This window comes from Aminobacter sp. Piv2-1 (assembly GCF_037625995.1).
GTDB lineage: Bacteria > Pseudomonadota > Alphaproteobacteria > Rhizobiales > Rhizobiaceae > Aminobacter.
This window is the reverse complement of sequence record NZ_JARKMU010000005.1, coordinates 126,501-140,162: the sequence shown is the minus strand read 5'-3', so window position 1 is coordinate 140,162 and position 13,662 is coordinate 126,501. Positions and strand designations below refer to the sequence as shown.

The window sequence follows — 13,662 nt, the reverse complement described above, 5'->3', positions numbered from 1 at the left end:
CCGGTCGACACGCAATGCCATTCAGAGCCGAGCAGATGAACATTTTCGCCGATTTCAACGAGCGGATCACCAAAGCCGTCGAAGCGCTTGAATTGACTCCGAAAGATGGCGGCGTGCTCGACCTGGCGCGCATTGCCGTGGAGCCGCCGCGAGACGCGACGCATGGCGATCTCGCGACCAATGCGGCCATGGTGCTGGCAAAGCCGACCGGGCAGAACCCGCGCGCGCTGGCCGATCGGCTGGTGGCGGAACTCGCCAAGGACGCCGACGTCGCCACGGCCGAGGTGGCAGGACCCGGCTTCGTTAACCTCAGGCTCAAGGACGGCTTCTGGCAGAAGCACCTTGCCGGCCTGCTCGAGAGCGGTGCCGATTACGGTCGCTCGGGCATCGGCAAGAAGAAGCGCGTCAACGTCGAATATGTCTCGGCCAACCCGACCGGCCCGATGCATGTCGGCCATTGCCGCGGCGCTGTTGTCGGCGATGCGCTGGCCAACATCCTCGACTTCGCCGGTTATGACGTCACCAAGGAATATTACATCAACGACGCCGGCGTGCAGATCGACGTGCTCGGCCGCTCGGTGATGCTGCGCTATCGCGAGGCGCTCGGCGAGGCGATCGGCGAGATCCCGGCCGGGCTCTATCCGGGCGACTATCTCGTGCCGGTCGGGCAGGCGCTGGCCAAGGAATTCGGTCCGAAGCTGCTGGAGATGCCCGAGGACGAGGCGCTGGCCATCGTCAAGGAGCGCACGATTGCGGCGATGATGGAGATGATCCGCGAGGATCTGGCTCTCCTCAACGTGCGCCACGAGGTGTTCTTCTCCGAGCGCACGCTGCATGCCGACAACGCCAAGGCGATCCGCGCGGCGATCAGCGACCTCACGCTCAAGGGCCACATCTACAAGGGCAAGCTGCCGCCTCCCAAGGGCGAGAAGCCGGACGATTGGGAAGACCGCGAGCAGACGCTGTTCCGCTCGACCGAGGTCGGCGACGACATGGACCGGCCGCTGGTCAAGTCGGACGGCTCGTTCACCTATTTCGCCGCCGACGTGGCCTACCTCAAGGACAAGGTCGACCGCGGCTTCGAGGAGCTGGTGTTCGTGCTCGGCGCCGACCATGGCGGCTACGTCAAGCGCATGGAGGCGCTGGCGCGCGCGGTGACCGGCGGCGCGGTGAAGCTCGACGTGCTTCTGTGCCAGCTGGTCAAGCTGTTCCGCGACGGCGAGCCGGTGCGCATGTCCAAACGGGCAGGGGAGTTCGTGACCCTGCGCGATGTGGTCGAGGAAGTCGGCCGCGATCCGATCCGCTTCATGATGCTCTACCGCAAGAACGACGCGCCGCTCGACTTCGACTTCGCCAAGGTGACCGAGCAGTCCAAGGACAATCCGGTCTTCTACGTGCAGTATGCCTCGGCGCGCACCCACTCTGTGTTCCGGCAGGCCAGGGAGCAGCTCGGCGAGGTCGATCTCGGCCGCGCCAATCTCATGGCCCATGTCGACCGGCTGACCGACGAAGGCGAGATCGCGCTGGTGAAGAAGCTGGCGGAGTATCCGCGGCTGATCGAGTCCGCGGCGCAGTCGATGGAGCCGCACAGGCTGGCATTCTACCTCTACGACCTGGCCAGCACGTTCCACGGACACTGGAACCGCGGAACGGACAACCCCGACTTACGCTTTGTTAAGGTTAACGATCCAGAATTGACCTATGCCAGACTCGGGCTGGTGCAGGCTGTTTCGGACGTCTTGACGTCGGGCCTGGCGTTGATCGGAGCGGAAGCCCCCACCGAAATGCGCTAGGTTTCCTGGGATTTCCTGTCACCTTTTGCCCACATTGCGCTGGTAAGGGCCAACCTTACGCGATGTCTTCGGATGTCCGAAAAGTGCGAGTTCGGGAAAACTAATGGCAGACAGAACCCAGCTGAAGATCGCCGACAACAAGAATGATCTTGCCGACGAGGATCCCTTCGCTGAACTGACGCGGATCATGGGCTTCGACCCACGCCAGCCGGTGGTGCGCCAGGATTCCGGCGCGCCCGCGGGACGCGCGGAGCCGGCGATGGACGACGATTTCGGCATCGACCTGGAAAAGGAACTGCTCGGCAAATTGGCCGGCGAGGACCTGGCGGCTGCGCCCGAACGCGAGGCGGCCGCGGGCTACGAAACGCATGTGGCCTACGAGGCGCCTGCCGCCTATGAGGCTGCCGACGTGCACTCGCCCTACGAGGAGCCGGCGGCGCCGCAGTTTGCCTCAGAGTCCGAATACGAGCCCTATTCCGCCCAGGCCTATTCTGCCCAGGAGCCAGCCTACGGGCGAGCCCCGGAGCCTGAATTCGAGGCCGATGGTGCGTTCGACGACGCGGTGGCCGCCTCGTTCGACGAGGGCTTTGCGCTCGAGGACGAGTTGGTCGAGGCGCCCAGATATCAGGCTGCGCCGCAGGTCGACCGTGAACAGCATGTCGCGTCGACAGCGGAAGCCGGTCAGGCGTTCGACGACGCACTGGATGAATCCTTCGAACAGCATTTCACGATCGAGGACGAGTTGCTGCCGGCCGAGGAGGCTGCTGCCCCCGTGTACGAGGCCCCGGCCGAGCCCGATCTCGACGTTGCTTTCGATGCCGCCCTGGCCGATGTCGACATGGATTTTGCGGTCCACGGCGACGCGGCCCATGCATCCGCCGACAAGGACGAGGCCGGCTATGCGCCCGCGGATGAAACGGAGATGACTCTCGGCGGCTACGAGCCGGTCGAGACGGTTGCTTATTCGGACGAGGACATGGTCGTGGAAACGCCTGCGGCGGCTCCCGTCGCGCAGGCGCAGGACTATGACGAGTTCGAGCGTCGGCTGCAGGATGCCCTGACCGACGAGCCTGCCTACGAGGCGCCGGTTGTCGCCGCTTCGGCCTACGAACCGGTCGCTGTGCAGCAGGTCGAGCCGGTGTCGCCGCCGGCGCGCACGGAAGACAGCCTCGAGGACGAACTCAACGCATTGCTCGGCACCATGAGCAGCCAGGCCAAGGCTCTGTCCAATCCCGTCGTCGTGCCGCTTCGCCCGGCGGCCGAGCCGGTGATGCCGGCGGACGCGCCTGCCCATTCCAAGTCGCTGTGGGCACCGGCACAGCCGGCCGAAATCGAGTCGCAGCCGGTCGAGGCCGATTATGCCGTGGCTTCGGCGGCAGACGAGCCCGTCTATGCCGAGTCGACCTATGCGGAACCGGCCTATGCCGAGCCGACCTACGACAGGCAGGCCGATGATGAAGTGAGCTTCGACGACGAGGCCTTCGATCTGGCGTTCGAACGCAGCAGCGAGGCCGAGGCGGCCGCACCGGTCGAGCCGGCAGCAGCGCCGGTCCAGCCCGCGCCGGACCGTCCCCTTGCGGCGTCGCGCTACGAGCATGCCCGCAGTTGGGGTCTTGGCACGCCGGTCGCGCCGCGTTCGTCGCCGATGCCGGACTACTCTGGCTACCGGCCCCAGCTAGCAGTTCCGCAGCCCGTCGCCGCGGCGGTCGCCGCTCCTGTTGTGGCCAGCTACCAGGCGCCGCGCGCCGAGGTTCCGGCCTACGAGCCGGAGGTCGAGGCGACCGACGACATGCAGGACGACCTCGAGGCGGAACTGTTCGCTGCCGTTTCGGCGGTGGACGACGCGCCCGACATCGAGACTGTCGACGTTCCCGAGAAGGCGATCGCGCTCGCCGACGACCTGGACATTCCCGAACTGACGTTCGAGGACGAGACGCCGCCGGCTTCCGCCTACGACGATCTGGAGGGCGAGTTCTCCAGCCTGATGAACGAGATGCAGGCAGCCGAGCCGGCGCCGGTCCCGGCGTCGTCCAACTATGCGTCGAACCCTTACGCAGCCGGCTTCGACCGCCAGGCGCTGCGCGAGGCGACACCTGCGCGGCCGGCCGAATTTCCTGCCGCGGCAGCGGCCGGCGCCATTGCCTCGGCCGCCGCAGCCTATGCCGGCAGCGACCGGTCCTTCGCAAGGGGCGGCGACCACTTCGCCGGCCACGACGCGCGCACCGCACCGCAGGCGCAGTCCGGGGCATCGCATGACGAGTTCGCCTTCGATCCGGATTTCGACGAGGCCATGGCAGCCTCCGACCTGCCCGGTTCGCCGGCTCCGGCCCGTCCCGCCCGTCGCGGCCTGATGATCGCAGCCATTGTTGGCGCGGTCGCCGTCGTCGGCGGAATCGGCGCGCTCGCCCTGTCGTTCGGCGGCAGCGACGGTGCCGACACCCCGGTCGTGCTCAAGGCCGATGACGGCCCGATGAAGGTCAGGCCCGAAAACCCGGGCGGCGCGATTGTCCCCAACCAGGACAACAAGGTTTATGACCGCGTCGCGGGCGGAAGCGCGACCGCCACGCCGACGCAAGAGAAGCTCGTGGCCAACACGGAAGAGCCGATCGACGTCGTGGCGCAGGAAGCCGAGGCGCGTGCCAACGACAATGTCGCGGCAGGCGGAGAGCAGGCCGCCGCTCCGAAGTCCGAGGACCGCGTTCAGCAGGCGATCGAGGCCGATCAGCCGGTGTCGGACGACGAGACCGCCGCGGTTGCGCCGCGGAAGGTGCGCACCATGGTGGTGAGGCCTGATGGCTCGCTCGTCCCCCGCGAAGACCCGGCTCCGGCGCCGCAGGTGGCGGCCGCCGAACCGGCCGATCCGGCACCGCAGCGCGTTGCCGAGCCGGGCGCCGAGGCGACGGGTACCGTTCCGTCGGCCACCGCCAAGCCGGCACTCGCGCCGGTGGCCCCGGCAAAGCCGGCGCAGTCCGCCGAAACGCCTGCCAGCGCCCCGATCGCGCCGCAGCGCCCGTCCGAGCAGCCGGTCAATGTGGTCGGCGAAGTCAAGCCTGACCAGGTGGCGGCGCTCGCGCCTGCCGCGCCCGCCACTGCCGCGGCTGGCGCCTGGGCCATGCAGATCGCCTCGCAGCCGAGCGAAGAGGCGGCCAAGTCGACCTACCAGGACCTGCTGCGCCGCTACAACGGCGTGCTCAACGGCCGCGAGGTCAGCATCGTCAAGGCCGAGATCGCCGGCAAGGGCACCTTCTGGCGCGTCCGCGTGCCGGCCGGCACCCGCAACGACGCGGTGGCGCTGTGCGAAAGCTACAAGGCGGCCGGCGGCAACTGCTTCGTCTCGAAGTAAGGCCCGCGGGCATATCGACCAGGAACGGCGCGGCTCTGCTGCGCCGTTTTCATTTCCGGGCCACGATCCGGCGCGATTCTATCCCTGGGCAAAAGGCGCTAAGCTTCCCGACATGACCGAATCAAAATCGATGATCCTGGGCTGTGCAGGCCTTTCGCTTACTCCCGAAGAAGTCGCGCTCTACCGGCGCGAACGGCCCTGGGGGTTCATCCTGTTTGCCCGCAACGTCAAGGAGCCGGAGCAGATCCGGGACCTGGTGGCTGAGATGCGCGACAGCGTCGGGCGTCCGGATGCGCCGGTGTTCATCGACCAGGAGGGCGGCCGGGTACAGCGCCTGCGACCGCCGCTGGCGCCGAACTATCCGGCTGGCGGGGCGCTCGGCGCGCTCTACCGGAGCGACCGCGCGGCGGGCCTGAGGGCGACGTGGCTGCATGCCCGGCTGCATGCCTTCGATCTGAGCCGCTACGGCATCACCGCAGACTGCCTGCCGGTGCTCGACGTACCCGTGGAAGGGGCGAGCGACGTCATCGGCGCGCGCGCCTATGACCGCGATCCGGCAGTTGTCGCGGCCCTCGGCCTTGCCGCCGCCGAAGGCCTGCTGGCCGGCGGGGTGCTGCCGGTCATGAAGCATGTTCCGGGCCATGGCCGGGCGACCGCCGACACCCATTTCGAGCTGCCCACCGTTCATACGCCGCTCGACGAACTGCGCGCCCACGACTTCGCGCCGTTCAAGGCGCTCAGTCACCTGCCGATCGCCATGACCGCGCACGTCATCTATAGTGCCGTCGATCCCGACGCGCCGGCGACGACCTCGCGCAAGGTGGTCGAGGAGATCGTGCGCGGCGAGATCGGCTTCGACGGGCTTCTGGTCAGCGACGATACCTCGATGAAGGCACTTTCTGGGGATTTCCCGTCAAAGTCGGCGGCGATCCTTGCAGCAGGCGTCGATCTCGTCCTTCACTGCAACGGGGTGATAGAGGAGATGGAGGGGATCGCCTCGCGGGCCCTTCCGCTGGTCGGCAAGTCGCTGGAACGCGCCGAAGCGGCGCTGAAGGCGATCACGGCTGGCGACGGCCACGACGAAGCATCGATCAGGGCAGAATTCGGTCACTATTTCGAGGCAGTTGCATAGCCTCTCAAGCAGAAGGCGCGGATCTTGGCGGAAGCATTGGAAAGCAAGGCTGCAAAGCCAGCACCGATGGACCGCCTGTGGGCGGAAAACGCCGACGAGGACCGGACGACGGACGACCCTTCGCTGGTCGTCGACGTCGCCGGCTTCGAAGGGCCGCTCGACCTGCTCCTGCATCTCGCCCGCAGCCAGAGGGTCGACCTCTCGCGCATCTCGATCCTCGCGCTGGTGGAGCAGTACCTCGACTTCGTCTCCCAGGCGCGGGCGCTGCGGCTCGAACTCGCCGCCGACTACCTGGTCATGGCCGCCTGGCTCGCCTTTCTCAAGTCGAAGCTCCTGATCCCCAAGCAGCCGGGCGAAGAGGGCGAAAGCGGCGAGGAACTCGCGGCGGTGCTGCAGTTCCGGCTGAAGCGCCTCGAGGCGATGCGCGATGCGGCTGCCCGGCTCGTCAACCGCAATCGGCTCGGCCGCGACGTCTTCGCGCGCGGCGCGCCCGAGATGGTCATCATCGACAAGCGCAACGAATACTCGGCCTCGCTCTATGACCTCTTGAGCGCCTACGCCGGACAGCGGCAGCGCCAGGCGATCACCAACGTGCAGATCGCCAAGCGCGGGGTGTGGTCGCTCAAGCAGGCGCGCGAGATACTGACCCGGCTGATCGGTCAGTTCAGCGACTGGACTTCGCTCGATCATTTCCTGATCCGCTACACGACCAACCCCGAGCAGCGGCCAACGGCGATCGCGAGTTCCTTTGCCGCGAGCCTCGAGATGGTGCGCGAGGGACATATCGAGATCCGGCAGCACGAACCTTTCGCGCCGATCTACCTGCGTGACCGCCAGAACGCCCGCAAGACCGAAGGTGCGTCATGACCGAAGGATCGAACGTCGTTCCGTTCTCCGTCGAGGATGAGGACGGCAAGGCCATCGAGATCAACCCAGCGGCCCGGCTGCATCTGGCCGAAGCCGTCCGTATGGCCGAAGCCATCGTCTTTGCCAGCGCCGAGCCGGTGAGCGAACGCCAGCTCGTGCAGCGCCTGCCCGAAGGTGTGGACGTGCCCGCCGCCATGGCGGAACTGCAGCGCATCTACGAGCGGCGCGGCGTCAACCTTATCCGCGTCGCCGACGCCTGGGCGTTCCGCACCGCCGGCGATCTCGCCTTCCTGATGAGCCGCGACACCGTGCAGCAGAAGAAGCTGTCGCGTGCGGCGCTCGAGGTGCTTTCGGTGATCGCCTACCACCAGCCGGTGACGCGCGCCGAGATCGAGGACATCCGTGGCGTCGAGACCTCCAAGGGCACGCTCGACACGCTGATGGAGACGGAATGGGTACGTATGCGCGGCCGTCGCAAGACGCCGGGCCGGCCCGTGACCTACGGCACGACGGAAAAGTTCCTCGACCATTTCGGCCTCGAGGAGATACGCGACCTGCCGGGCATCGAGGAGCTGAAGGGGGCGGGGCTGCTGTCGACGCGCATGCCGCCCGGCTTCTCCGTGCCGCTGCCGCCGGCCGACCCGGACCAGCTTGCCGAGGACGAGGATCCGCTGACGGACATCGATCTCGAGGAGCTTGGCCTGTTGACACCTCGGGCCACAGATGATTGACCGGCGCCGGTGAGGAACCGGCCCCGGAGGTTCATCCTGTGACGAGCAACAAAGCCCAGACGACGGCGGCCCGCGTGACGGCGGGCGTGACCTTTGCCGCGCGTCTGGCGTTCGAGAACATCCGCCATTCCTTCGCCAACGGGGCCGAGACGCTGCGCGACGTGAGCCTTGCCGCCGAACCGGGCGAGGTGCTTTGCCTGCTCGGCCCCTCCGGCTCGGGCAAGACGACGCTGCTCAGGATCGCAGCCGGCATAGAGGCGCAGAGCTCGGGCAGGGTGCTGCTCAATGGCAAGGAGATCGCCGGTCCGTCCGTGTTCCTGCCGCCGGAACAACGTTCGATCGGCCTGGTGTTCCAGGATTTCGCGCTGTTCCCGCATCTGACCATCGTCGACAATGTCCGCTTCGGGCTGACGGCGCTGTCGCGCGAGGAAGGCAGGCGCGAGGCGTTGATCGCACTGTCGCGCGTCGGGCTGGAGCACTATGCCGACAATTATCCGCATGCGCTGTCGGGCGGCGAGCAGCAGCGCGTGGCACTTGCACGGGCGCTGGCCCCGAGACCGGCTGTCCTGCTCATGGATGAGCCGTTCTCCGGCCTCGATTCGCGTCTCAAGGATTCGGTGCGGGCCGAAACGCTCGCCATCCTGCGCGAAAGCCGCGCCACGGCCATCGTCGTCACCCACGATGCCGAAGAGGCGATGCGTATGGGCGACCGCATCGCGCTGCTCAAGGATGGCCGCCTGGTGCAGACGGGCAGGGCGGAAGACCTCTATCTTCGCCCGGAGAACCTGTTCGTCGCCGGCTTCTTCTCGGAACTCAACGTATTTCCGGCGCGCGTAGTCGATGGCTATGCGGATACGCCTATCGGTGAGGTCGAGACCAGCATCGCCGACGGCACCGACGTACAGGTTGCGGTGCGGCTCAACGGCATCGATGTCAGTGAAACGACCGGCGAAACCCAGGCCCGGATCATCACCCGGCGCTATCTCGGCGTGGTGGAATTGCTGGAACTGGCGGTGTCTGGGGCCGAGACTCCGGTGCGGGCCCGCATCCGCTGCGGCGCTTTGTCCGCCAAGGCGCGAGATATTTGGCTTTCGTTGCGGAAAGCCGACGTTCTAGTGTTTGAAACCGGCGGCGAAAAAGCCTAGATCAATCCCAGGAAACAGTTCGAGAGAGAGTTCAATGGGTTCCTTTTCAATCTGGCACTGGCTGATCGTGCTGGTCGTCGTGCTGCTGCTGTTCGGCCGCGGCAAGATTCCCGAGCTGATGGGCGACATGGCAAAGGGCATCAAGAGCTTCAAGAAGGGCATGTCGGAAGACGATTCCGACGACACCAAGACGGTCGAACACCGCGCCGACGAGACCGTGAACCCGGGCAAGGAAAAGGCCAGCAAGAGCTGAGCCCATTCCGCCGTTAGCCGGACCGCATCGCCATGTTTGAAATCGGCTGGACCGAAATGCTGGTGATCGCGATCGTCATGATCGTGGTCGTCGGGCCGAAGGATTTGCCGCGCATGCTCCGAACCGTCGGGCGCATGACGGCCAAGGCGCGCTCCATGGCGGGCGACTTCCAGCGGCAGTTCAATGAGGCCCTGAAAGAGGCGGAACTCGACGACCTCAAGAAGTCGGTCGACGAGATCAGGGGCCTCAACCCTGCGAGTGAAATCCGCAAGCAGCTCAATCCGTTCGAAAAGGCCGCGGCCGACATCCGCAGCGGCTTCGATTCGGCGATGAAGCCGACACCGGCGGAGATCGCTGAAGCTGCGGCGGCGGATGCGGCTGCCCAGCCGGCCGAGCCGCTCAAGGCAGGTGCTACCGCGATGCCGGGCGTCGCCGGTCCGGAGGCGATGCCGACGTCGCCGCCGGTGTTCCCGGCAGCGGAGACCCGGTCGACCCCGGCGCCAGCAATTGCTACGCCGGCTGCAGCCGAAACGGCCAAGCCGAAGGCGGCAGCCAAGCCAAGGGCTGAGGCAAAGCCCGCTTCCACGGCCAAGACCGGCACCGCCGCCGCCAAGACGGTCGCGCCGAAAACCAGTGCGGCAAAGGCCACTGGCGAGCCGAAGACCGAGCCGGCCAAGGCCGCGCCCAAAAAGACGACCAAGGCAGGAAAATCCACGTGAGCGCCGAAGACGACGAGATCGACAAGTCATCGGCTCCGCTGATCGAGCACCTGATAGAACTCAGGACTCGGCTGATGTGGTCGATCGGCAGCTTCTTCGTGGCCTTCCTGGTCTGCTTCTTCTTCGCCAAGCAGCTGTTCAACCTGCTGGTCATCCCGTTCAAGTGGGCGACGCAGTGGGCCGGGCTCGATCCGCAGAAGGTCGAGCTGATCTACACTGCGCCGCAGGAATTCTTCTTCACCCAGATCAAGCTCGCCATGTTCGGCGGCCTGGTGATCGCTTTCCCGCTGATCGCCTCGCAGATCTACAAGTTCGTGGCGCCGGGCCTGTACAAGACCGAGCGCTCCGCCTTCCTGCCGTTCCTCATCGCATCGCCGATCCTGTTCCTGATGGGCGGGGCGCTGGTCTATTTCTTCTTCACGCCCATGGTGATGTGGTTCTTCCTCGCCATGCAGCAGGCGGGAGGAGACGGCGAGGTCCAGATCTCGCTCCTGCCCAAGGTGTCGGAATATCTCAGCCTCATCATGACGCTGATCTTCTCCTTCGGCCTGGTGTTCCAGCTGCCGGTGGTGACCACGCTGATGGCGCGTGTCGGTCTGGTGAGCTCGCGGGGCCTGGCAGAGAAGCGCAAATGGGCGATCGTGATCGCCTTCGTGGTGGCGGCAGTGCTCACGCCGCCCGATCCCGTCAGCCAGATCGGCCTTGCCCTTCCCACGATCCTTCTTTACGAGATTTCCATCTGGACCGCCCGGATGATCGAAAGGAAGCGCGAGCAGGAGCGCCTGGCAGGCGAAACGCAGAGCGAGGACGACACCCCCGCCGAGCAGACGCATGCAGCATCGACTTCCCTCGAAGGCACAGGCAGCGGCACCAAAGCCAGCTGACAGCCTGATCCGCCGTCGCGGTCGTTTCGATAACCACCGCGACCGGAACCTTTTTAAATGCTTGATATCAAATGGATTCGCGAGAACCCTGAAGCTCTTGTCGAGGCGCTGGCCAAGCGCGGACAATCGGCGGAGGCGGCACGGTCGACGGTCGACGACCTGATCGCGAAGGACGAGGCGCGCCGCGCGCACGTGTCCAGCCTGCAGGAGGCCCAGGAGCGCCGCAACGCCGCGTCGAAGGAAATCGGCAATGCGATGCGCAATGGTGATTCCGCCCTGGCCGAGACGCTCAAGGCCGAAGTGGCCGAGATCAAGGGCTTCATCCAGGATGGCGAAGGCCGCGAGCGCGAGCTCGACAAGGCGCTCGACGATGCGCTGGCGGTCATTCCCAACATGCCGCTCGCTGAGGTTCCCGTCGGCAGGGACGAGAACGACAATGTCGAGCTGCGCAAGGTCGGCAAGGTTCTGCCGCGCCCGAACTGGGTGAAGGAGCACTTCGAGATCGGCGAGGCGCTCGGCCTGATGGATTTCGAGCGCGCCGCAAAGCTCTCCGGCTCGCGCTTCACCGTGCTGAAGGGCCAACTCGCGCGCCTCGAACGCGCACTTGGCCAATTCATGCTCGACCTGCACACCACCGAACACGGCTACACCGAGGTGCAGCCGCCGCTCCTGGTGCGCGACGAGGTGCTATTCGGCACCAACCAGCTGCCGAAGTTCGAGGAGGACCTGTTCTTCACCCCGCACGGCGACGCCCGCCTGGGACTGATCCCCACCGCGGAGGTGCCGCTGACCAACCTGGTGCGCGAGGAGATCCTCGACAACGACAGGCTGCCGCTGCGGCTGACCGCGCTGACGCCCTGCTTCCGCTCGGAGGCGGGATCTGCCGGCCGCGACACGCGCGGCATGCTGCGCCAGCACCAGTTCTACAAGGTCGAGCTGGTTTCCATCACCGACGCGGAAAGCTCGCTGGCCGAGCATGAACGCATGACGGCCTGCGCCGAAGAGGTGCTGAAGCGTCTCGGCTTGCCGTTCCGCACCGTGGTGCTGTGCACCGGCGACATGGGCTTCGGCGCGCGCAAGACGCACGACATCGAGGTCTGGTTGCCCGGGCAGAACACCTATCGCGAGATTTCGTCCTGCTCGGTCTGCGGCGACTTCCAGGCCCGCCGCATGGATGCCCGCTACCGGCCCGCGGACCCTTCGACAGGCTCAGGGCAGGGGAAGGGCACGCGCTTCGTCCACACCCTCAACGGTTCGGGCGTGGCCGTCGGCCGTGCGCTGATCGCCGTGCTGGAGAACTACCAGAACGAGGACGGCAGCGTAACGATTCCTGAAGTGCTGCGGCCCTACATGGGTGGCCTGGCCAAGATCGAAAAGAACTGACATGCGCATTCTGCTGACCAACGACGACGGCATCCACGCCGAGGGCCTTGCCGTCCTCGAGCGCATCGCCCGGCAATTGTCGGACGACGTGTGGGTGGTGGCGCCCGAGACCGACCAGTCCGGCTATGCGCATTCGCTGTCGATCTCGGAGCCGCTCAGGCTGCGCAAGATCAGCGACAAGCACTATGCGGTGAACGGCACGCCGACCGACTGCGTCATCATGGGCGCGCGCCGGATCCTTCCCGAGCCCCCGGACCTGATCCTGTCCGGGATCAATTCGGGCCTCAACGTCGCCGACGATGTCACCTATTCGGGCACCGTGGCGGGCGCCATGGAAGGCGCGCTGATCGGCATCCGTTCGATCGCGCTGAGCCAGGCTTATGTCTACGAGAACGAAGAGCGGATCGTGCCCTACGAGACCGCCGAGGCGCTTGCACCGGCGCTGCTCAGGAAGCTGATCGCCACCGAACTGCCGATCGGCGTGCTGCTCAACGTCAACTTCCCCAATTGCCCGCCTGAGGAGGTGACGGGTCCCGTCGTCGCCAGCCAGGGCAAGCTCTCCTACGGCATTTGGGTCGAGGAGCGCCGCGACGGCCGCAGCCTGCCCTATTACTGGCTGCGCTTCGGCCGCGACGAGCCGGAGGTGAAGCCGGGAACGGACCTGCACGCCGTGCGCAACAAGCAGATTTCGGTCACGCCGCTGAAGCTCGACATGACCGCCCACGAACTGCGCGACCAACTGGCCAAGGCAATCGCATGAACATCGTGTCGGACGACCGTGAAGGCTTTGCCGCCTTTCTCCTCCGCCTGCGCGGGCGCGGCGTCGTTCCGAAGAGCCTGATCGCCGCCTTCGAGGCGACGCCGCGGCGCGAATTCGTCGGCGGCCAGTTTCACCACCTCGCCTGGTCGGACCGCATGCTGCCGATCGAGTGCGGCGAGGCGATCGAAGGCGCCGACATCCAGGCGGCGATCATTTCGGCCCTGAACATCGAGGCCGGCGACCGGGTGCTGGAGGTGGGCACGGGCTCGGGCTACACCGCCGCGGTCATGGCGCGCCTGGCTGCCCGCGTCATCACCGTCGACCGCTTCAAGACCCTGGCCGAGCAGGCGCGCCAGCGATTCGAGGCGCTCGGCATCACCAATGCCATGGTGCGGCAGGCGGACGGATCCGCCGGCTTGCCGGGCGAGGGGCCGTTCGACCGCATCGTGGTGTGGGCCGCCTTCGACAGCTATCCGCGCATGTTCGTCGACCAGCTCTCCAGCGGCGGCATCATGATTGCGCCGATCGGTCCCGAGGAGGGCGAGCAGGTGGTCTGCAAGCTCACCAAGATCGGCAGCCGCTTCGAGCGCGAGGACCTTGGCGTCGTGCGCCTGCAGCCGCTGGCAAAGGGCGTGGCCGCCGTCATCTGACC

12 protein-coding genes are annotated in these 13,662 nt (G+C 66.5%); all 12 read left to right on the top strand.

The features are described 5' to 3' along the window. Positions 1-35 precede the first annotated feature (35 nt). The 12 genes from argS to AmiPiv_RS10885 all read left to right on the top strand — a co-directional run bounded on the left by argS (position 36) and on the right by AmiPiv_RS10885 (position 13,660). Positions 36-1,793 carry an arginine--tRNA ligase gene (argS, locus tag AmiPiv_RS10940; protein WP_340037454.1) on the top strand — a complete coding sequence of 586 codons (1,758 nt, stop codon included), beginning with the start codon at positions 36-38 and terminating at the stop codon, positions 1,791-1,793. 103 nt (positions 1,794-1,896) lie between these two features. Then, positions 1,897-5,136, top strand: a complete 3,240-nt coding sequence (locus AmiPiv_RS10935) for an SPOR domain-containing protein (protein ID WP_340037452.1) — start codon at positions 1,897-1,899, stop codon at positions 5,134-5,136. A 112-nt stretch (positions 5,137-5,248) separates the two neighbouring features. Next, positions 5,249-6,268, top strand: a complete 1,020-nt coding sequence (nagZ, locus tag AmiPiv_RS10930) for a beta-N-acetylhexosaminidase (RefSeq protein WP_340037451.1) — start codon at positions 5,249-5,251, stop codon at positions 6,266-6,268. A gap of 66 nt (positions 6,269-6,334) precedes the next feature. Then, positions 6,335-7,135: a segregation and condensation protein A gene (locus tag AmiPiv_RS10925; RefSeq protein WP_340037735.1), complete on the top strand. Its 801-nt coding sequence runs from the start codon at positions 6,335-6,337 to the stop codon at positions 7,133-7,135. Beyond that, positions 7,132-7,866: an SMC-Scp complex subunit ScpB gene (scpB, locus tag AmiPiv_RS10920; protein WP_340037450.1), complete on the top strand. Its 735-nt coding sequence runs from the start codon at positions 7,132-7,134 to the stop codon at positions 7,864-7,866. The genes AmiPiv_RS10925 and scpB overlap by 4 nt, the downstream gene beginning before the upstream one ends. Before the next feature lie 38 nt (positions 7,867-7,904). Then, entirely contained in the window at positions 7,905-9,011 is a 1,107-nt protein-coding gene (locus AmiPiv_RS10915; RefSeq protein WP_340037449.1) for an ABC transporter ATP-binding protein, read from the top strand. Between the two features lie 34 nt (positions 9,012-9,045). Then, positions 9,046-9,264 (top strand): twin-arginine translocase TatA/TatE family subunit, encoded by a 219-nt coding sequence (locus tag AmiPiv_RS10910; protein ID WP_340037448.1) that lies wholly within the window; start codon positions 9,046-9,048, stop codon positions 9,262-9,264. A gap of 32 nt (positions 9,265-9,296) precedes the next feature. Further along, positions 9,297-9,983 (top strand): Sec-independent protein translocase protein TatB, encoded by a 687-nt coding sequence (gene tatB, locus AmiPiv_RS10905; protein ID WP_340037447.1) that lies wholly within the window; start codon positions 9,297-9,299, stop codon positions 9,981-9,983. Beyond that, the gene (gene tatC, locus AmiPiv_RS10900) at positions 9,980-10,867 is read left to right on the top strand and encodes a twin-arginine translocase subunit TatC (RefSeq protein ID WP_445206941.1); all 888 of its coding nucleotides are present in this window, start codon (positions 9,980-9,982) and stop codon (positions 10,865-10,867) included. The genes tatB and tatC overlap by 4 nt, the downstream gene beginning before the upstream one ends. Before the next feature lie 57 nt (positions 10,868-10,924). Beyond that, entirely contained in the window at positions 10,925-12,250 is a 1,326-nt protein-coding gene (gene serS / locus AmiPiv_RS10895; protein WP_340037446.1) for a serine--tRNA ligase, read from the top strand. 1 nt (position 12,251) lies between these two features. Continuing rightward, a complete protein-coding gene (gene surE / locus AmiPiv_RS10890) occupies positions 12,252-13,010 on the top strand; it encodes a 5'/3'-nucleotidase SurE (protein ID WP_340037445.1) in 759 nt (252 codons plus the stop codon). Beyond that, complete coding sequence (locus AmiPiv_RS10885) at positions 13,007-13,660, top strand: protein-L-isoaspartate(D-aspartate) O-methyltransferase (RefSeq protein ID WP_340037444.1); 654 nt, start codon at positions 13,007-13,009, stop codon at positions 13,658-13,660. The genes surE and AmiPiv_RS10885 overlap by 4 nt, the downstream gene beginning before the upstream one ends. The last annotated feature ends 2 nt before the right edge of the window (positions 13,661-13,662 follow it).

Bases quoted from the DNA above. Each gene is read 5' to 3' on its own strand.
- argS (WP_340037454.1), top strand. From the start codon at position 36: ATGAACATTTTCGCCGATTTCAACGAGCGGATCACCAAAGCCGTCGAA.
- AmiPiv_RS10935 (WP_340037452.1), top strand. From the start codon at position 1,897: ATGGCAGACAGAACCCAGCTGAAGATCGCCGACAACAAGAATGATCTT.
- nagZ (WP_340037451.1), top strand. From the start codon at position 5,249: ATGACCGAATCAAAATCGATGATCCTGGGCTGTGCAGGCCTTTCGCTT.
- AmiPiv_RS10925 (WP_340037735.1), top strand. From the start codon at position 6,335: ATGGACCGCCTGTGGGCGGAAAACGCCGACGAGGACCGGACGACGGAC.
- scpB (WP_340037450.1), top strand. From the start codon at position 7,132: ATGACCGAAGGATCGAACGTCGTTCCGTTCTCCGTCGAGGATGAGGAC.
- AmiPiv_RS10910 (WP_340037448.1), top strand. From the start codon at position 9,046: ATGGGTTCCTTTTCAATCTGGCACTGGCTGATCGTGCTGGTCGTCGTG.
- tatB (WP_340037447.1), top strand. From the start codon at position 9,297: ATGTTTGAAATCGGCTGGACCGAAATGCTGGTGATCGCGATCGTCATG.
- serS (WP_340037446.1), top strand. From the start codon at position 10,925: ATGCTTGATATCAAATGGATTCGCGAGAACCCTGAAGCTCTTGTCGAG.
- surE (WP_340037445.1), top strand. From the start codon at position 12,252: ATGCGCATTCTGCTGACCAACGACGACGGCATCCACGCCGAGGGCCTT.
- AmiPiv_RS10885 (WP_340037444.1), top strand. From the start codon at position 13,007: ATGAACATCGTGTCGGACGACCGTGAAGGCTTTGCCGCCTTTCTCCTC.